Origin of the sequence: Streptomyces sp. NBRC 110028 (assembly GCF_001417735.1) — a bacterium.
Lineage (GTDB): Bacteria > Actinomycetota > Actinomycetes > Streptomycetales > Streptomycetaceae > Streptomyces.
Genome location: NZ_BBUZ01000025.1, coordinates 170382 through 189386 on the forward strand (window position 1 = coordinate 170382; position 19005 = coordinate 189386).

Genomic DNA, 19005 nt, shown 5'->3' on the forward strand with positions numbered 1-19005 from the left:
CGGGATATCCACACCAGGGGGAACAACGGTGCAGACAGAAGGCGGCTGGACCCGTCATCAAAGCCTTGAGCCCGTCCGAACACAGAACTTCTGCATCCACCGAGACGACGTCACACGACCCGATGGAAGCCGGGCCATCTTCGAGTACCAGGAGATCGGCCACGGCGCCGCGGTCGTCGCGCGACGACAGGACGGAAAGATCGCACTCGTTCGTGTCTGGCACTACCTTCACGGCGACACCCTCAACCTGCCCGGCGGAACGATCGAGCCGGACGAAGCCCCGGAGGCGGCGGCACTGAGGGAGCTTGAAGAGGAAGCGGGCGTCACTGCGGATCGTCTCGTGTCCCTCGCGGTGACACGCCTTCTGAATCGCTCCACGGTGCAGCTGCACCTCTTCGCGACCATCGGGAACCTCACCACGGGACAGCGGAAACTGAGCGGCGCCGAGACCGGTATGACGGTGGAGTGGTGGGACCTCGAGGACGCGGTCACCGCAGCTTCGGACGGCACCATCACGTTGGCAGGTGGGGCGCTCGGGATTCTTCTCTTCGCGGAAGCCATACGCTCCGGCCGCCTCACCGTTCCACAGGAAGCCGCTGTCCGAGAGCCTTAGCGCGCCAGTCAGGATCGCTGGAGCTGTCCGACAGCCCTCCTAGCGTCGGCTGAATGGATCAGACGAACGACACGGCCACCGCCCGGCGCGTGGAGATCAACGCGCGGGGCGGTAAGGCCGACATCGAGATCGACGGCACACGGATAAACCCGAGCGCCGTCAAGGCGTACACCGTCACCCACTTCGCCGGGGAGCGGCCGGAGATTCTGCTGCACGTTGCCGACCGCGGCGACAGCCAGTGGTCGGGCATGGCCCGCGTCGCAATTGCCGACCCGCCCGACCCGGGGCCAGTGGCAGCCATCTTCCTGGACGCGATCGACCCGGAGGCCCTGGAGCGCGCCGCGCTGGCACGGCCGGACCTCGGCACCGAGCCGTACTCGCTGACCAAGGCGATGCTCACCCAGCTCGGGGAGTGGGCCCGTGGCCTTTGACGTGGAGGGTGCGCGCCGGGTCCTCGGCCGCATCCTGGACGACAAGCTGGAAGCGTGGCGGGACAGCGCAGGCCGTACGGATGACGTGCTGGACGAGAGCACGGGCCGGCTCGTGCCGCCCGCGCCGGACGAGGAGCTGGTCTGGGACGGGCTCGGCGCGGTGATGCCGATCAGCCGCCCGGCCATCACCCAGCCCGTGGGCGGGTCGGTCGCCGTGGAGCCGGCGACCACCGACTACCAGGCCGTGCTGCCGGTCGATGCCCCGGTGCTGCGGCGCGACGACGTGATCCGCGTGGCCGGTTCCGTGCGCCCCGGTGGTCCCCGTGACCCGCAGTTGGTGGGCCGTCGGTTCCGCGTCTCCGACGAAGCGGTGGGCACCTACAGCGTGGTGCGCATCGTCAGGGTGCAGGTGATCGACTGATGGCCCCAGCGAACCCGCATCCCAACGCACACCCGGACGCGACCGCGTTCCGTGATCCGATCGCGCTGGCCGCCGCGCTGGTCCGGATGGGTCCGGCGACCCGTGCCCGTACGCGGACGATCACACGGCACCACGCCATGCTGCTGCGGGTCCGCATCCAGCGGAACGCGAGCGGCAGGCCCGGCCCGAACGTGATCACCGGCCAGTACCGCGCCTCCTGGGACGTGCGGATGCACAGCGGCGGCGGCGAGGTCACCGCCGAGGTATTCTCCGACGCCCCGCAGGCGCGACGACTGGAGTACGGCTTCGTCGGCGTGGACAGCCTCGGGCGGCACTACCGGCAGCCGCCGTTCCCGCACGTCGAGCCCGCGTTCCGGCAGACCGAACCGGCGTTCATCCAGGCCCTGGCCGATGGGGTGCTGCCGTGACCGCTCGTCTCCCGGTGACCCGCGCGCTCGCCGCCCTCCTGGAGCACGTCACGGGCCGCCCGTGTGGCGTCGGCGAACTCCCGCGGGTGCAGGGCAAGTCCGGGTGGGAGCCCGCGCCCGTGCCGTACACCATCCTCGACTCGCTGCCCGCCGAGTTCGCGGGCCCGCCCCTGTGGGACTGGCACGCCGATGCCGCCTGGGCCTACCAGGTCACCTCGGTCGGGGAACGAGCCGATCAGGTCGAGTGGCTGGCCGACCGCGTACGCGCCGGCGTCGTCGGCCGGACCGACGGAAGCTGGACCCACGACCTGCACGTTCCCGAAGCGCGCGTCATCGACCGGGAGTTGACCTACGACGCAGGAGGAGAGCCCTCGGTGTCGGCGGCAGGCGCTATCGTGTCCTACGTGCAGCGGGTCACGATCACCGTGACCCCAGCATGAAGAATCGATTCTTCTGATCCTCACCGCGGAGGCCCGCGCGGACGCTAGGCCCCAGGCCAGGCGAACCCCCTTTGAACCTCAAGGGGCAGGGCCTCGGCACGGGACGCTGCCCCAGAAGTGGGAGCGGACCGGTGTCCACGAGCACGAAGAAGACCCAGACCCGATTTCTGCGGCGCGGCATCTCCAAGATCCTGTGGTCCAAGGACCTCAATGACCCGAAGTACCCCAGCCGCCGAGAGATCACTAACGCCTTCGCCCTGACCGACGCCGTCTCGGACATCGAGGGCTGGGCGCTGGAGAACGACCCCATCGAGACCCCCGACATGGGCTCGACCTTCAACTCCTCGATCCCCGGCAACGACAAGGCCGAGAACTCCAGCCTGACGTTCTACGAGGACCGCTTCTCCGACGCGATCGAGCAGCAGCTCCCCAAGGGCGCGAAGGGCTACGTCATCCTGCTCCGCAAGGGCGACCTGCCCGGCTCCCGCTCGGTGGACGTGTTCCCCGTGCAGGTCGCCACTCGCGCCGCGACGTACAGCACCGGCAACGAGGCCGCGAAGTTCAAGGTGGACTTCACGATCACGGACGAGCCGTCGCTCGACCGCCCGGTGCCGCAGGCCCATCCCCGTCCGCTGCCGGACGAGGACTGCGACGACGACCACGGGCACGGTCACCCCGACGGTGACCACGTCGACGTGACCGTGGTCAGCACCACGAAGACCAAGACCGAGGCGACGGTCCGCGAGCACGACGCCGACGAGGGCTGATCGTGTCGCGCCCCGCACAGGCCAAGCGCCCGTCCCCCTCCGCCACGGCGGCGGAGGGGGCGTGGTCGGCCAAGATGGAACGGCTTCGCCGCCGAGCCCGCCCGCAGAACCGGCTGCGCATCTGCGATGACGCCGAGCTGCGCCAGCGGTACGACGAGGCTGAGCAGGCCGCCCGCCGTGCCCGGTTCGTCGCCGAGGCCAACCCGGGTGACGAGCTGGCCGCGCGCCAGGCAACCGACGCTGATGCGGCGCGGGACCAGGCCCTGGCGGCACTCGACGCCGCCTCGGAGTTCCTTACCTTCCGCGCGCTGCCGCGCCCGGTGCTGGAGGAGCTGATCAGCGAGCACCCGCCCACCGAGCAGCAGGCCGAGGAGGGGGCGATCTTCAACGCCGACACCTTCCCCGCCGCGCTGGTGGCGGCGGCCTCCGTGGACGGCATGAGCCGCGAGGAGGCCGAGGAGCTGCTGAACGGCTGGTCGGCGCCGGACGCCAACGCGCTGTGGGACGCCGCCTGGCAGATCCAGCAGGAAAGCCGGGTCGAGCTGGGAAAAGGCTGAGCCGTGACGCCGGCCTGCGCGCCGAACTGGAGCTGTGCGAGCGGTACGGCATCCCGCACTCGCAATTCCTCGGCGGCGACGGCCGCTGGTCCGACCTCGACCGGGCCAAAGCGTTGGCCTGGGCGCAGTGGCAGCGGTCGGTGTGCCCGGAATGCCACACCCGGCTGGAGGAGTGGGACCGCGAACGTGGCGGCGACCCCCACGCCTACGTCACCGACACCCTGCGCTGCCCCGGCTGCGAGCTGATCGAGCAGGAACGCGATCACGTCCCCCAGGACCGGTCCGGCTACGGCGTGAAGATCCAGCTCCTGCCGCGCGAGCAGTACGAGCCGCGCCCCTGATCCACCCCCGCACCACGTAAGTAAGGAGGCCGCCGCGGTGGCCGGGTTCACCCTCACGGTCGCGATGCGCGCCGAGGTCCGCGACCTGATCGCGGGAACCCGTGCTGCCTCCGCCCAGATGCGGACCCTGGGGGAGCGTACCGACGCCGCGAACCGGTCCCTGGCCCGACTGGACGCCAACGGGGCGCGGCTCGCTGCGCAGTTCGCCGCACTGAATCGTTCCTCCCGTGCGGCCGTCGGGGAGCTGAACCGGCTCACCGCCCGCGCCGGGGCGGCCCGTGCGGCGCTGCGCGCGGCCGGGGACGACGGCGCCCGGTCGATGTCCCGGCTCCAGCGGGCGACCGCCGGGGCCGGTCGCCGGGGCCTGTCCGCCACGAACATGCTCGCCGGCGGCGCCCTCGTCCTCGGCACCGGCGAGATGATCGAGGAGGGCAACCGCTACCAGCGGCAGATGAACCTCTTCCGGGCGGTGACCGGCGCGACCGCGGCACAGATGAAGCGCGCCGCCGTCGTCGCTCAGGAACTCGGCAACGACCTGACGCTGCCCACCTCCACGTCGGCGGACGCCGCCGAGGGCATGGTCGAGCTGAGCAAGGCCGGTTTCCGCGCCGATCAGTCCATCGACGCCGTACGTGCCTCGCTTCAGCTCGCGGCGGCGGCCGACGTCAACGCCGCCACGTCGGCCAAGTACTTGGGCGACATCATGGATCAGTTCGGCCTCGGTGCTGATCAGGCGTCCCGGGCGTCGGACACCCTCGCGGCCACGGCGAACAACGCCTCCGGCTCCATCACCGACATCTACTACTCGATGCGGTACGCGGGCCCGGTCGCGAACGCGCTCGGCGTCAGCCTCCAGGACACCGCCGCCGCGGTCGGCATGCTCGGCAAGTCCGGCATCCTCGGCCAGACGGCGGGCACGAGCCTGCGTGGGATCTTCGCCAACCTGGCGGCGCCAACGCCGATCATGAAGAACGCCCTGCGGGACCTCGGTATAGAAGCCTGGGACGCGCAGGGGCGCTTCAAGGGCCTGCGCACGGTGATCGACGGTCTGTCGAAGGCCGAACACTCCATGAGCCAGAAGGACTTCGCGGCCGGAGTGACCCGTGCCTTCGGCAAGCCCGCCCTGTCCGGCGCGGTGGCGCTTGCCCACCAGGGCACCGAGTCCTTTGACGCCCTGTCGATGGCGGTACGGCAGACCGGTGCAGCAGCGTCCATCACCGACTCGCGCGGCGAGGGTCTCGCCGGTGCGATGACGCAGCTGCGCACCCAGGCCAAACAGACTGGGATCGCCCTGTACGAGGGGATGGCGCCCGGCCTGGAGTGGGTGACCCGTCTTCTCACCCGCGGGATGGCCGGGGCCACCCCGTACCTGACCACGGCCCTCGACTACGGCCGCGACATCGCCACCCTGTACGGCCCCGACCTGAAGGAGGCGACGAAGAACGGTCTCAGCGGGCTCATCGATGAGGCCAAGGCGCTGATCGGGCCGCTCACGGAGATCGGTGAGCACTCGCTGGCCACTGGCCTGAACCTGCTGATCAATGCCGCAAGCACCCTGGGCGACGTCCTGGACAACGCCGCCGACGGCGCGGAACCGCTCCTCAAGGCCGTCGCCGGGCTCGGTGAGGACGGCGGCGCGGCGGCCGGCACGCTCGACATCATCGCCACCGTCGGCAACGTGGCCATGGACGCGGTCTCCGGGCTGTCCCTGGTCCTCGTTCCCGTCGGCCATCTCGTCGGCGGGCTGGTCAGCGCGTTCGGCGCGCTGCCCGCGCCGATCCAGTCGGCCGCGTTGGCGATGCTGCTGTTCCGCCGAGCGCAGCCCGCCCTGACGAACATGGCGAACACCATGACCGGCCCCGTCCGGTCCGGGGTGCAGTCCTTCAACCAGCAGATGCGGGTGCAGCAGTCCTTGGCTGCCGCGTCCGGCGTCGCGCTGTCCCGGTACGGAGCGGCGTGGGCAGCGGTGCAGGCTCGTGTCGGATTCCTCGGGAACATGACTGCTGCGTTCCGCAGCGCGAACGGCGCCGGGCAGACGTTCGTCGGCACGCTCAACGGGGTCGGCCGGGCGGCTGGATCGGGACTGCGCTCGGCGCTCGGCGGCGTGACCAACGCGCTCGGCGGACCGTTCGGTGTCGTCATGGCGGGCGTCTCGGTGGGGTTGGGGTTGCTCGCGGCGCGTCAGCAGAAGGCCGCGCAGGCCGCTGCCGAACACCAGCAGCGCATCTCCACCCTGACGTCCGCGCTGCGTGAGTCCGGGGGACAGATCGACAGCAACGTCCGCCAGCAGGCGGCCCAGGCCCTGTTGGACACGAAGACCGAACAGGGCCAGCTCACCAAGGTCATGGAGCAGGCAGGTGTGCCGCTCGCGTCGCTCACGGACGCGTACCTGGGTCAGGGCACCTCGCTGGACGCGCTGCAGAAGCAGCTCCAGGCCACCGCCGACAAGCACAAGGTGTGGAAGGACGTCGCCGCAGGCAAGGCGACCGTCCAGGACTACTCCGAGGTCGGCCAGCAGTACAAGGACGCCGCCGATGCGCTCGGCAGCGTCAAGGGTGAGATGGCCGAGTCGGTGAAGAACGCGAAGGAATTCGCCAGGGCCACCAAGGGGGCCGGGGACGGTACTTCCGCATACGACCGGTTGAAGGCGGCCGTCGGCGGTCTGGCAGACGAGACCGCCGACGCCGACACGCGCACGCGCTCGCTGAAGTCGGCGCTCGACCTGCTGTCGGGTGGCCAGATCTCTCTTCAGGCAGCCAAGGCCAAGGTGAACTCCGCCGTCCTCGACTTGCAGGAGGGGAGCAAGAGCGTCAACCGCGGCCAGGGCTACGGCGGCAAGCAGCTCGTCAACGAGGACAAGACCCTCAACACCACGACGAGGAACGGGCAGCAGCTCTACACCCAGCTCACCGCCCTGTCCGACGCGGCGGCCGACGCCTCGGTGGCCACCTACGACCTGGCCATCCGCAATGGCGAGTCGCTGCCCGCGGCGCTGGCGAAGGCCCGCGGGGAGATGAGCCGTGCCCGCGCGGAGGCGATCCGAGCCGCCCGCGGCTACGGGCTGACCAAGGCCCAGGCCGAGGGCGTCGCCGACAGCCTCGGCCTGCTGCCGTCGAAGGTGTCGCTGCTGCTCCAGACCAAGGGCATGGACAGCACGCTGGCGAACCTGATCGCGGTGCAGGCCGAGTTCCACAGGCTGCCCAAGCAGAAGACGATCAAGGTCGACTCGCTGAGCGACGGCGCACAGAAGAAGCTGCGCAGCCTCGGTTTCACCGTCAAGACTGTCCCGGGCACGCGGCAGATCAAGATCACGGCACCGACCGCGGGCGCCCGCAAGAACCTGGACGTGCTGATCGACAAGCTCGGGCAGACCCCGAAGTCGAAGAACGTGAAGGTGTCGGCGCCGACCGCCGCGACGATCAAGAGCCTGGAGGCCGTGCAGGCGAAGATCCGGGCGACGCCCGGCGCCAAGAGCGTCCGGGTCAGCGCGCCGACGGCGGGTGCCCGCAAGGAGCTGGAGTCGCTCGGCTTCCGCATCGAGAAGATCCCCGGCTCCAAGGACGTGAAGGTCACGGTCCCCACCGGGGGCCCGAAGAAAGCGGCCGACACGATCCAGGGCCGCATCAATGCCTTGCGCGGCAAGGAGATCACGGTCACTACCCGGCACGTCTCGATCTTCAGCCAGCTCGCCGAGCAGAACACCAACATCGCTGACGCCATCGAGAAGCAGGCCGAGGCGCAGGCCCGCGCCGCCAAGCGGCATGCCGACGGCGCGGTGGTCGACTACTTCGTCGACGGCGGGATCACCGGCGGCCAGCGCCGTGAGCGGCACGTCGCGCAGATCGCCCCGGCCGGGAGCTACCGCATATGGGGTGAGCGGGAGACAGGCGGGGAGGCATATGTACCCCTAGCCGCCGCCAAGCGCGAGCGCAGCAAGGCCATCGTGGAGACCGTGGTCGACCGGTTCGGCGGCCAGGTCGAGTGGTACGCCAACGGCGGCGTACGAGGCCGGAGCAGCCGTGACTACAACCCGATGCTCGCCAGCAGCTTCAAGCAGGCTCGCAGTGTCGCGGCCATGGCGGGCGTCGTGCGCTCCTTCGACATCCGCACCGGTAGCGATCGCGCCCGCACCCGTGTGGTGGACGCCCGTGCCGGCGGACGGGTCCAGGTCGTCGTCGTGCGCGAGCAGCAGCCGCTGATCGGCTCGATGCCGGTCACCGTCACCGACAGCTCCGCGACCCCCGAGCAGATCGGCAACGAGATGATGCGCACCCTGCGCAACGCGCAGCGGGGCGGGAGAGTGTGATGACCACAGCACCGAACAAGCACAGCCGTCCCGAACTGGCCCCGTGGCAGTACGAGATCGGCGGTGTCGTCCTGGGCACCGGCAGTTACGTCCCGATAGGGAACGTCGAAGGGCTCGGATCACCCGGCACCCGCCCGCAGGACGCCGACAACTCCAACAGCGACGGCACCTCACCGGGCCGGGACTTCTACGGCCCGCGCCCCCTGCGCTTCGAGGCGGGCATCAAGACGCCCGGAGACCCGGTGAAGGCCGCCGAGATCCTCGCCCGGCTGGAGCGGGCGCTGGACACCCCCGACGCCCGTACCAATCCCGACGGCCGTCACGTCCTGCGAGGCAGGTGGCCCGGGCATGCAACGCGCCGCATGTACGGGCGACTTCGGCGTATGGAGGCGACCAGCACAGCCAACGCGGTGCACGGGTGGATACCCCTCGACATCGAATTTGTCGGCCTGGACGACCCTCGCTGGTACGACGACGAGCTGTCGAAGCTGACGCTCGGCCTGGACCAGGCCGCCCGCCCCCGCAGCGGGGACTGGACCGTCGATGAGGCAATGGGCCGACCCGCCGCCTGCCGCCGCCCGGCCGACCAGGACCACTACCCGGCCGACGACCGCCCCGGCTGGGTCACTAACCACGGCGACGTGCCGACCTACCCGAGCCTGCGCGTGCACGGCCCGGTCACCGACCCACGCATCTGGAACACCGTCACCCGCCGCGTCCTCGAACTCGACCTGTCGCTGCGCGACGGCGAGTGGGTGGAGATGGAGACCCGGCCCGGCACCTGCTGGGCGCTGCGCAACGGCACCGTCAACGTCGCCAACGACCTCAGCCCCGCCTCCCGTCTCGACCTGTTCACCCTGCCGCCCGGACGGTCCGAGATCGCGTGGAGCGCGAACGACCCGTCCGGCACCGCGCGCCTCGAGGTGGCGTGGCGGTCGGCGTACACCACTCTGTGAACGGAGAGACTCGTGACGCTGCAACCCCCGATGATGGTGCGCGGGGCCGACCACTCCGCCCGCGCGATGCGCCTGATGATCCGCGACCTGGCCCGAGGCCGGCAGGGTGTCGCGGGCGGTGAGGACCTGAAGGTTCGCCCCCTGGAGACGCCGGGCCCCGGTGTCCGCGTCGGCGATGGCTCTGCTCTGATCCACGGTGTCCGGCCGTGGCAAGGGGCCTACACCCAGTCCAACATCGGCGACACCGTGGTCGACGTGCCGCCGACCGGGCCGGTCGCCCGCACCGACCTGCTCGTGCTGCGCATCGAGGACCCGGAGTTCGAAGGCGACCGTGACCCGCGCCGCCAGGAGATCGGCTACTTCCACCTCATCCAGAACATCGGCGCGCAGGACACCACCGCGCTGCGGGAGATGACCGCGATCCCGCTCGCCCGCCTCACCATCCCCCGGAACACCGCGACCATCACCGCCGAGATGATCACGGATCTGCGGCGGCTGGCCAACCCGCGCACCGAGCGCACGCTGCGCACCGTGCACCCGACCACCACGGAGAAGGTGCCCGGCAAGCACGGTCAGTGGGCGGCCTGGCCCAAGGAAGCCGCCTGGGATCTCGACATCCCCGCATGGGCGACGGAGGCCGCCATCGTCGTCACCCTGTCCGGCCTGCGTGCCGAAGCGGGACCGGTCTACGCCGAGCTGCGCACCCGGCTCGGAGAGCGCGCCGCGAAGCCGACCGTCGTGGACGACGACGGCACCACCACCCGCCGCTCCTCCGTGACCCTGGCCGACACGCTCGCCGTGCCGCCCACCTACCGGGGCACCCGCCAGCACCTGGCCGTCGAGATCAACCAGAACGACAAGTACGGCGACGGCGACCTGACCGTGGCCAAGGGCACGACGGTCACGCTCGACGTCGCGTTCACGGAAGGGCCTGCGTGACGATGGCCGACTACCGCTACATCATCGCGCGGGCCGCGACCGGCGACGTTCTGCACTGGAACCTGCCGCTGAGCGAGGTCGAGTACGGCCCGGAGATATCCGGACCCGGCTCGTTGAAGGCCACTCTGCCGACCGCGTTCCGCCGCTCCCTTGGTGACGCCCTCGACGCCGGCGACACCGTGCTCCTCGTCGAGCGCAACGCCCGCCTCGACTGGGGCGGGCTGCTGTGGCGCGCCGAACCGGAGGGCAACACCCTGCCCGTCGAAGCCTCCGGGTTCACGAGCTACCTCCACCGCCGCTTCGACCTGCACGGCAACCTCGACGGACGCGGCCCGTACATCGAAGCGGACCCGTGCGAGGTGATCCGCGATGTCTGGGCCTACGCACAGGCCCAGCCGGACGGCGACCTCGGCGTGGTCGTGGACGACACGAAGTCCAAGGCGAAGACCGGCACCGCGAAAGACCCGTACAGCACCTCCAAGACCGACCCGCGCAACCTCGGCGAGATCGTGGACGAGATGGCCGAGATCGATGACGGCCTGGAGTGGTCGGAGACCGTGGCATGGCGCGGGCGCCGCGCCGAGCGTCGCATCATCCTCGGTGCGCCGCGCCTTGGCCGACGCCGCGAGGACCTGACGTTCACGACCGGCGCCAACGTGGTCGGCACCCCGCACGTCATCAAGGACGCCGACTCCTACGCCCAGTGGGTCATCGGCCTGGGCGCGGGCGAGGGCAAGAAGCGCAAGGTCGTCGTGGACGGCGTGCGCAACGGCCGCCTGCGCCTGGAACACCGGCTGGAGACGAGCGAGAAGGACGAGGCGAAGCTGAAGCAGCGGGCGCGCCGTGAACGGCTGGCCCGCCAGGTCCTGCCCTCGTTGACTGAGCTGGAGATCATCGACCACCCGGCGGCCCCGATCCACGCGTTGCGCATCGGGGACGACGTGCGGATCCGCCTGTTCGAGCCGCACACCGAGTACGACGGCTGGTGCCGGATCGTCGGCTGGACGGTGCGGCCCGGCGAGGGCGAGACGGCCGAGCGCGTGACGTTGAAGCTGGAGCGCACCAACAAGCCCGAGGACGAGACGGGCGAGGATGAGGAGCAGTAGGTGCCGGACACGATCGCCGACCTCGGCCGCCGACTGGCCAAGCTGGAGAAGCGGGTCGTCACCCTGGAGCGCGCCCGCAGCGCGCCGTACCCGGAGTGGCGCGACCTTCCGCTGACCGGCGACACCACCGTCCCCGACGAGGAGCAGCCGCCGCAGTTCCGCGCCAACCCCTGGGACACGACCGAATTCTGCGGCCGTATCGGACTGGCGAGCGGCCGGGCCTCCGACGAGCAACTGGTCGCGCTGCTGCCCGAGGGGTACTGGCCGGAAGCCCCGCGCACGGTCGATGTCGCCTCCGACGCGGCACGCCGCAGCCTCCAGCTCGACATCGACCCCAAGGGCCTGGTGCGGCTGCGCGTCCAGGGCGGCGGCAGCGTCCGCGCGTCCTGGATCAGCCTCGACAGCACATCGTTCCGGACCGACCGCGCCGACACCTGACCGGCTGCGCACCCCGGCCAACGGCCGGTGTGCCGCCGGTAGCATGACGCCTGGGTGACCCTCCACCCGCTTCGCACTCCCGAGGGACCGGACCGCCGAGGCGGCCACGGCCGACTGCCATCCGGCGCAGGGGAGAAGGACGAAGCGCGTGGCTACACCGCTGAGCGCGGACAGGTTCCTGTCCGTGCTGAAGAGCGCCGGGCTCGGCGTGGTCGAGCACGGCAAATGGCGCACCCACAACCGGAACACCCACGGCAACTGGGGCCCCGCGAACGGGGTCATGATCCACCACACCGGGCCGTACAGCTCCGAGAAGGACATGGTGGAGCTGTGCCGCGTCGGCTACCAGGATCTCCCAGGCCCCCTGTGCCATGGCGTCATCGACCAGTCCGGGACGATCCACCTGGTCGGCTACGGCCGGACCAACCATGCCGGCATGGGGGACACCGACGTCCTGCTCGCGGTCATCGCGGAGAAGACGGACCTCCCGCGCGACAACGAAGCGGATACCGACGGCAACCGCCACTTCTACGGCTTCGAGTGCATCAACACCGGGAGTCAGCCGTGGCCGGCGGCCCAGCTCGACGCGATGGCGCGGGCGGCGGCGGCCATCTGCCGTGCGCACGGCTGGAACGAGCACTCCGTCATCGGCCACAAGGAGTGGCAGCCGGGGAAGCCGGACCCGGGCGGCATCGACATGGACGACTTCCGCGCCCGGGTCGCCCGGCACCTCAAGGACGGCGGTAAGCCGAAGCCCGACCCGAAGCCGAAGCCCAAGCCCAAGCCGGACCCGAAGCCGACACCGAAGTACGCGGCGTACCCGGGCAAGCAGTTCTTCCGCGAGGGCCGCTCCTCCCCGGTGATCGCCGCGATGGCGAAGCGGCTGATCGCTGAGGGCTGCGACTCCTACGCCAGGCCGCCCGGCCCGGTGTGGAACGACGCGCACCGCCGCTCGTATGCGGCCTACCAGATCAAGCGCGGCCACCACGGCGCCGATGCCGACGGCATTCCCGGCCCGCAGACGTGGGCGGACCTGCGCGTCCCGCACCAGGCCGGTGCCGCCGACCCGACCCCCACCACCCCGAACCAGGAGCACGACCCGATGCCGCAGGCCCTTGCCGATGTCGCCGAGCGCACCGTTGCCACCTACCTCCAGGCGCTGTTGGGCCTGATGGCAGCCTCCAGCACGACGGACATGGTGTCGCTGTCGGCGTGGCAGGCCGCCGCGGTCTCCGCCATACCGGCCGCGCTCAGCGCGTTGAAGTCCACCCTCGGCACCGTCCTGGGCAGGCCCGGAACGGCCTCGTGGCTGCCGATGAAGCGCGACCCGGCTACACCCCAGCACTGACCACCGGGCAGCGAGAGGAAGGAGGAGATCGTGCCCGAAGGACAGGTCGCACTCGCCCTGGCGGAGCTGCGCCAGGCGCTGGAGGTCGGATTCGCTCGTATCGACGGACAGTTGGCGCTGCTCGTCCAGCGCAGCGACCAAACGGACAAGGCCCTGGAGGACCTGGAGGAAAGGGTGAGCGCGCTGGAGAAGACCAGATGGCCGCTGCCGACCCTCGCCGTACTGGCCAGCATCACCGCAGTGGTGCTCACCGCCTTCAGCCTGACCCGTGGCTGAGACGAACACCCAGGCTGTCAAGAGGTGTTGTCCGACAGCGCGCATAGCGTGAGGGCGCACTTGTTCCTGCGGCCTGGGGGTCATGATGGATACGACACACCTGCTCGTCACTGACCTGGAGGTGGACACCGCGCTCGCGAACCCGGCGGTGCCGGCCGCCGTTCGCGCGGTGTGGCAGCTGCTCTGGGAGTCGGAGGTTCGGCTGGATGAGGTTCTGGCGTTCGACGTGCCGGATGCGGAGCTGGATGACTGCCTGGTCGTCATCCGGCACGCGAAGGAAGGCGGCGTCTACGAGGCCGGGATCACCGTGTCGGCGGCCAACGCGCTGCGCGAGCTGATCGGGGCCCGCACGGACGGACCGCTGTTCACGCTGGGAGGGCGGCGGCTGACCAAGGGCGAGGTGGCGACCGCCTTCCGGGAGGTGACCGGCGGGCGCACCATCCACGCCCTGCGGTTCACGCGCCGGAGGAAGGAGCAGGGCTCGACCCGGCTCAGCTCCACCGCCGACCAGCCTGAGGGCAAGACCGCGTAGCGCGCGGCAACGCACACGGCCCCCGCCGAAGCGGGGGCCGTGTGGCCTCTTGGAGAAAGACCGCCGTCACCATAGCAGTGACCGCCGCGCCCGCCGGCGTACGCGTACGGCTACGCTGCCCTCTGCATCCAGGGCAGACACCGGAGGACGGGGATGAGTCGGGGCAAGCCGTATCTGGTCGGGCACCAGGAGTTCGCCGCGCTGTACCGCGTCGATCCGAAGCAGGTCGCGCAGTGGCTGTCCCCGAGCCGCGGCAGCGTTCTCGATCCGGAGACCGCCATCGTCGTCAGCGGGGTGCGGTACTGGCCGCTTGGCTTCGCGGCCGGGTGGGGAGCGACCACGGCGCGGTTCCGGCAGGTCGACCTGGACGTGAAGGCACGGATCATCGCGGAGCAGGGCGAGGGCTGGGAGCCGGGCCTGGGCGATGAGCTGCCGCCGATCGTCGGCCAGCAGGAGATCGTCGAGCTGTTCCACCTGCCCGCCCAGGGCAACTTGGCGACGACCATCGCGACAGGGCGGTTCCCGGAGCATGACTGGCTGTTGTCCGGGTCGATGCTCTGGATGCTGGACACCGTCCTCGACGCCGTCCCCAAGCTCCGCGAGAGCGCGCGGAGCCTGCCCTGGGACGTGGACGAAGAGGTCGTCGCAGCCCTGCGCGACGGCACCTACGACGGGCCCGGCAGTCGCGTGCTGACCCGAGGCCGCCACGCCCGAAAGGCCCTCTGACCTGCGCAAACACTGTACTTAGCCCCGAATTGCGAATAAGATATAAGTAATCCCCGCTACGGGGGTCCGCAGTTCACCAAGGAGGCAGCAGTGCAGTTCACCGCCACACCGGACGGCGGCGAGATCGTGGCCATGGATGCCCGAGAGGCTCTGGTTCTCGAAGGGGCCCTCTCGCTCTACGTCCTCAAGCATCCCGACTCCAACGTCGCCGTCGATGCCCTGCGAGCCGCATCGGCGGCCAACGAGGCCCGTGAGGCACGCATGGAGGAAGCGGCCGATCGGGCCTCGGTCTGACCTCGGGCTGAGTGTGTGAAGTCGCGCCTGTAATCGGTGGGGTTGATCATCTGCCCGTCGACCCACAAGATAGGTGACATTCTTGAAAGAAGTCACCAGGGGGTGGGTATGGCAGCCGTCCAGGACGAGATACCGGGCCTGGTCATCCACACCGTGAGGCAGCCGGACGGCCAGCCGGCGTCGATCCAGGCCCAGTTCGAGACGTTCCACCAGCTCAATCCCTGGGTGCTGCGCGCGTTGGAGGCCCTGACTGCCGACTACCTGAAGCGCGGCGCGAGCCGTGTCGGCATCGGGATGCTCTTCGAGGTCCTGCGCTGGCGCTACGTCACGGCGACCGAGGGCGACGAGTTCCGCCTCAACAACAACTTCCGCAGCCGGTACGTCCGGCTCCTGATCGAGCGCCACCCCGAATGGGCGCGCGCCTTCGAGGTCCGCAGCCTGCGGACCGAGTGAACCAACCCTCTTGGAGAGACACGACCAATGAACCAACCCACCGAACAGCAGGACGGCGACACGGCGTCGGCCGCACCGGTGCCGACCGGCCCCGAGAAGCTGCCCGAACGCAGCGTCTCTCAGAGCGCCGTCGTCCTGCGCGCCGACCAAGTCGAGTTCGACGCGCGTCAGGTGGCCGCCCTGTCGCTGATCAGCCCCGGACTCGCCCAGGCGCCGCGTGCCCAACTGGCCTTGTTCTTCCACTTCTGCGTGCGGTCCGGCCTCGACCCGTTCGCGCGGCAGATCTACATGATCGGCCGTACCAACTGGAAGGCCGCCGACAACCCCGACGAGCCGGAGAAGACCTGGACCATCCAGACCGGCATCGACGGCTTCCGTACGGTCGCCCACCGCGCGGCTATCAAGGCCGGGGAGTCCATCTCGTACGAGGACACCGTCTACTACGACTCCGAGGGCAACGCCCACGAGGTCTGGCTGTCGAAGGCGTACCCGGCCGCGGTCAAGGTCACCGTCCTGCGCGGCAACGCCAGGTTCCCGTTCATCGCCCGCTGGGACGAGTTCGCCCCGACGTACTACGACCGCAAGCAGGGTGCGTACGTCGTGGCGAAGATGTGGCAGCAGATGCCCGCCCACATGCTCCGTAAGTGCGCCGAGGCCGGCGCGCTGCGCATGGCCGCACCGCAGGACCTGTCCGGCGTGTACGTGGACGAGGAGATGGCGCGGGCCGACGCTGAAGCCGTCGTCCGCGAGGCGGAAGAGGCGACCCGCCGCCTGCGCGAGGCCGCCGGGCTCGAAGCGGGCGACGACAAGGGCGGCAACGACAAGGGCAGCGACGCGAAGGAGGAGTCCGCCGAGGACTCCCAGGCCGGGGACCGGGACGAGAGCACGGAGCAGCCCGCGCCGAGGAAGCGGGCGCGTGCCGCGAAGAAGGCTCCCCCGGAGACCAAGCCGGACACCGCTTCGGAGTCCGACGAGGCCCCGGCTCCGGCGAAACGCACCCAGCGTAAGCGGCCCTCCGCGCCCCGCCGCGCCTCCTGACCCTGACGACACCGGGTGCCGCCCGCTGTCGTCGGGTGGCACCCCATCCTCTTGGAGAACACCGTGACCACCATGGCCATCGCGCCAGAGCGGCCCGTCAGCCTGTGGCCCGCCGCGCACGCGGCGGACGCACGCCGCCCCCGCTCCCAACAGACCAAGCTCGGTGCCAGCGACACCGTGTGCGCACGCCGGGCCGGGTACCTCCTGCACGGCCGCACCCCCACTGACGTCGGCGAGAAGCGCAAGGCGATCCTCGGGACCTGGCTGCACGCCGGGATACTCGAGGCCGCCCGCGAGGAGTACGGCTGGCTCGTCGAGCGCCGCGTCGAGGACGCCACCGTCCGGGGCCACATCGACGCCGTCCAGCTCGACAGCACCACCGCCGCACGGCTCCCCAAGCGGCTGCGCCCCACGCTCCCGGCCGAGGAAACGACCGTCGAGGACGTGAAGACCAAGAGCACATACCAGTGGGACAGCGTCCTGCGGTACGGCGCGAGCGAAGCCGAGCTCCGGCAGGTGTACCTGTACGCCGATCTGCTCGGCACGGAAGGCTTCGCCAGCGTCCGGGGCCAGCGGCAACTCGCCCACCTCGGGCCGGTGCCGGTCGCCCGTATCCGCTTCCGGTTCATCAACCGCGACTCGGGCGACGACCACGTGCAGGAGATCGCCTACGAGGCAGACCGCGCCCGCCGTGCCCGCTGGTGGGTTCAGCAGGTGCGCGCCGCCGCCTCCCCGGAGGAGCTGCCGCGCACCTTCCAGGGACCGGGCATCTCCGCGATCTGCGACCACTGCCCGTTCCGCACCGCGTGCTGGGGGCCGTTCGTCGCCGGGCGCTCCCTGCAGAGCCAGCTCATCCACGACGACGAGGAACGCGCGAAGGCGCTGGCCGAGTACGCCGAGGTCTCCGAGCAGATCAAGCCGCTCAAGGACCGGCAGAAGTTCCTGCGCGCCCAGCTCGAAGGATCCGAACCCGGCGTCTACGGCGACAACGTCCTGAAGTGGAGCGGCGGAAACCCGACCAAGGTCGATGACGTCGAGGCGATGGTCGCGCTGTACCGCCGCGCAGGGCTGAAGGTACCGATGGTGCCCGACGCGGCGTCGATGAAGGCGACGCTGAAGGAGGTGGGCATCCCCGTGCCCACGCGCCTCGACCACGACCGGCGGACCGCAGTGAGCATCAACGTCACCGCGCGCCAAAAGCCCTGATCGCGCCACTCGGCGGGGCGGAGCTGGCATGCTCCGCCCCCGCCCTGGCGCGGCAGGAACCGGACGGAACACGGAGAGGTGCCGGTGAGCATCCAACTGATGGTGGTGGCCGCCTACCTGCCGAAGGAGGTGATCAACACGACGCAGAAGTTGGTCCTCATGAAGATCGCGGACTCGGCCGACGACCAGACCAGGCTGGCCCGGCCGGGCCTGGAGCGGATGATGGCCTGGGCCGGCGTAGGGGAGAAGCAGGTCATCACGGTGGTGACGCAACTCGTCGGACTCGGCCTGGTCGAGCGGGTCACGGTCGGACGTGTCGGCCGTCGTGCCGAGTACCGGGTGTTCCCGCACGGCGTGCCGCCCATCCCGTCGACGGAGGAGCTGATCGAGCGGCGCCGAGCGGCGCAGCGTGCCCCGACCAACCCCCGCCTCGCTCGCAAGACCGCGCGCCGCAAGCCGTCGGCGGCGGCCCGGACACAGCAGGACGTCGCCGCGCGGGAAGAGGCACGGGCCGCCGCCGAGGCCGCCTCGGAGCCAGGGTTGCCCCAGGGGAACCCTGATGACGCTCCGGGCAGGGTTGCCCTGGGGGAACCCAGTGGGTTGTCCTCGGGAAACCGAGTGGGTTCCCCTGGGGAAACCCCTTCTCTTCCTCCTTCTTCCTCTTCTCTTCCTAACCCCCCTACCCCCACGGCTGACGCCGCAGGGGAGCCGGAGGCGGAGCGTGGAGAGCCGCAGCGGGCGGGCTGCCCGAAGCACGCCGAGCCGGTGAGCAACTGCCGGGGGTGTGGGACGAACCCGCGTGCCGGGAGGGAGCAGGCGCGACGAGAAGCGGCCGACCGCGAGCACCGCCAGCAGCAGGACTGGCTACGGCAGTTCTTCGCCGAGCAGGAGCAGCGCGTTGCGGCAACGGACCAGCAAGCCCTGGAGATGGCCCGCCAGCGAGTGAGGGACCTGGCTCGAATGGGGCGCGAGATGGGTGCTAACTCCCGCCGGAGACAGGGGCGTTCCCAAGATCGGCAACATTGACGCCCCGGTGTACGCCATTAAGATATAAGTATGAGTTCGGGATCCACCGAACTCACCGACCTCTTGGAGACCACCTTGACCGACACACTTACCCCGGCCCCCGACGTCTACGTCGTCGTCGCCGAAGTCATCCACGGCTCGCCGGTCGCACCGCGCCTCGGCAGCCACTTCTACTGCTCGGCCGAGTGCGCCGAACACGGCGTCCGTGAGCTCGTCAGCGACCTGAGCCAGGAGGAGGGCGGCAGCGGCTTCGTCCTGCCCCACGACGGGCGCGCGATCGGCTGCGTCGTCACGCGCGGCGGCCGGATGTGGTCGGTGCAGATCCTCGCTCGCAGTGAACTGCCCACCGTCTGACGTCCGCTT

22 protein-coding genes and 1 pseudogene are annotated in these 19005 nt (G+C 70.4%); all 23 read left to right on the forward strand.

Going from position 1 to position 19005, the window contains the following annotated elements; genetic code table 11:
• The first annotated feature begins 28 nt into the window (after positions 1-28).
• The 23 genes and pseudogenes from ASC60_RS13320 (at position 29) to ASC60_RS13430 (ending at position 18996) form a co-directional block, all read left to right on the forward strand.
• Positions 29-613 (forward strand): NUDIX hydrolase, encoded by a 585-nt coding sequence (locus tag ASC60_RS13320; protein ID WP_055550355.1) that lies wholly within the window; start codon positions 29-31, stop codon positions 611-613.
• A gap of 53 nt (positions 614-666) precedes the next feature.
• The gene (locus ASC60_RS13325; protein ID WP_055550357.1) at positions 667-1044 is read left to right on the forward strand and encodes a hypothetical protein; all 378 of its coding nucleotides are present in this window, start codon (positions 667-669) and stop codon (positions 1042-1044) included.
• Entirely contained in the window at positions 1034-1465 is a 432-nt protein-coding gene (locus ASC60_RS13330; RefSeq protein WP_159043250.1) for a DUF6093 family protein, read from the forward strand. Before ASC60_RS13325 ends, ASC60_RS13330 begins: the two co-directional genes overlap by 11 nt.
• Complete coding sequence (locus ASC60_RS13335; RefSeq protein WP_055550361.1) at positions 1465-1893, forward strand: HK97 gp10 family phage protein; 429 nt, start codon at positions 1465-1467, stop codon at positions 1891-1893. Before ASC60_RS13330 ends, ASC60_RS13335 begins: the two co-directional genes overlap by 1 nt.
• On the forward strand, positions 1890-2333 hold the full coding sequence (locus ASC60_RS13340) for a hypothetical protein (protein WP_159043251.1): 444 nt from the start codon (positions 1890-1892) through the stop codon (positions 2331-2333). The genes ASC60_RS13335 and ASC60_RS13340 overlap by 4 nt, the downstream gene beginning before the upstream one ends.
• Before the next feature lie 131 nt (positions 2334-2464).
• Positions 2465-3100 (forward strand): hypothetical protein, encoded by a 636-nt coding sequence (locus ASC60_RS13345; RefSeq protein ID WP_055550365.1) that lies wholly within the window; start codon positions 2465-2467, stop codon positions 3098-3100.
• A 2-nt stretch (positions 3101-3102) separates the two neighbouring features.
• Positions 3103-3657 carry a hypothetical protein gene (locus tag ASC60_RS13350; protein WP_055550367.1) on the forward strand — a complete coding sequence of 185 codons (555 nt, stop codon included), beginning with the start codon at positions 3103-3105 and terminating at the stop codon, positions 3655-3657.
• Positions 3600-3998: a hypothetical protein gene (locus tag ASC60_RS39090; protein ID WP_079038374.1), complete on the forward strand. Its 399-nt coding sequence runs from the start codon at positions 3600-3602 to the stop codon at positions 3996-3998. The genes ASC60_RS13350 and ASC60_RS39090 overlap by 58 nt, the downstream gene beginning before the upstream one ends.
• Positions 3999-4035: 37 nt before the next feature.
• Positions 4036-8304: a phage tail tape measure protein gene (locus ASC60_RS13360; RefSeq protein ID WP_055550371.1), complete on the forward strand. Its 4269-nt coding sequence runs from the start codon at positions 4036-4038 to the stop codon at positions 8302-8304.
• Positions 8304-9260, forward strand: a complete 957-nt coding sequence (locus tag ASC60_RS13365; RefSeq protein WP_055550373.1) for a phage tail domain-containing protein — start codon at positions 8304-8306, stop codon at positions 9258-9260. Before ASC60_RS13360 ends, ASC60_RS13365 begins: the two co-directional genes overlap by 1 nt.
• Before the next feature lie 12 nt (positions 9261-9272).
• Entirely contained in the window at positions 9273-10199 is a 927-nt protein-coding gene (locus tag ASC60_RS13370; RefSeq protein ID WP_055550375.1) for a hypothetical protein, read from the forward strand.
• Positions 10196-11305: a hypothetical protein gene (locus ASC60_RS13375; RefSeq protein ID WP_159043252.1), complete on the forward strand. Its 1110-nt coding sequence runs from the start codon at positions 10196-10198 to the stop codon at positions 11303-11305. Before ASC60_RS13370 ends, ASC60_RS13375 begins: the two co-directional genes overlap by 4 nt.
• On the forward strand, positions 11306-11743 hold the full coding sequence (locus tag ASC60_RS13380) for a hypothetical protein (RefSeq protein ID WP_055550379.1): 438 nt from the start codon (positions 11306-11308) through the stop codon (positions 11741-11743).
• A gap of 148 nt (positions 11744-11891) precedes the next feature.
• Positions 11892-12794, forward strand: a pseudogene (locus tag ASC60_RS13385) (peptidoglycan-binding protein); the annotation flags it as partial.
• A 327-nt stretch (positions 12795-13121) separates the two neighbouring features.
• Complete coding sequence (locus tag ASC60_RS13390) at positions 13122-13367, forward strand: hypothetical protein (protein WP_055550382.1); 246 nt, start codon at positions 13122-13124, stop codon at positions 13365-13367.
• Positions 13368-13449: 82 nt separating this feature from the next.
• Positions 13450-13899, forward strand: a complete 450-nt coding sequence (locus ASC60_RS13395; RefSeq protein WP_055550384.1) for a hypothetical protein — start codon at positions 13450-13452, stop codon at positions 13897-13899.
• Positions 13900-14052: 153 nt separating this feature from the next.
• On the forward strand, positions 14053-14625 hold the full coding sequence (locus ASC60_RS13400) for a hypothetical protein (protein ID WP_055550386.1): 573 nt from the start codon (positions 14053-14055) through the stop codon (positions 14623-14625).
• A 90-nt stretch (positions 14626-14715) separates the two neighbouring features.
• Positions 14716-14919 (forward strand): hypothetical protein, encoded by a 204-nt coding sequence (locus ASC60_RS13405; RefSeq protein ID WP_055550388.1) that lies wholly within the window; start codon positions 14716-14718, stop codon positions 14917-14919.
• Between the two features lie 108 nt (positions 14920-15027).
• Entirely contained in the window at positions 15028-15372 is a 345-nt protein-coding gene (locus ASC60_RS13410) for a hypothetical protein (RefSeq protein WP_055550390.1), read from the forward strand.
• A gap of 27 nt (positions 15373-15399) precedes the next feature.
• On the forward strand, positions 15400-16410 hold the full coding sequence (gene bet, locus ASC60_RS13415; RefSeq protein ID WP_055550392.1) for a phage recombination protein Bet: 1011 nt from the start codon (positions 15400-15402) through the stop codon (positions 16408-16410).
• 72 nt (positions 16411-16482) lie between these two features.
• Positions 16483-17616 carry a PD-(D/E)XK nuclease family protein gene (locus ASC60_RS13420; protein ID WP_055551063.1) on the forward strand — a complete coding sequence of 378 codons (1134 nt, stop codon included), beginning with the start codon at positions 16483-16485 and terminating at the stop codon, positions 17614-17616.
• Between the two features lie 84 nt (positions 17617-17700).
• On the forward strand, positions 17701-18642 hold the full coding sequence (locus ASC60_RS13425) for a helix-turn-helix domain-containing protein (protein ID WP_159043253.1): 942 nt from the start codon (positions 17701-17703) through the stop codon (positions 18640-18642).
• A gap of 30 nt (positions 18643-18672) precedes the next feature.
• Positions 18673-18996: a hypothetical protein gene (locus tag ASC60_RS13430; protein ID WP_055550396.1), complete on the forward strand. Its 324-nt coding sequence runs from the start codon at positions 18673-18675 to the stop codon at positions 18994-18996.
• Positions 18997-19005 lie beyond the last annotated feature (9 nt).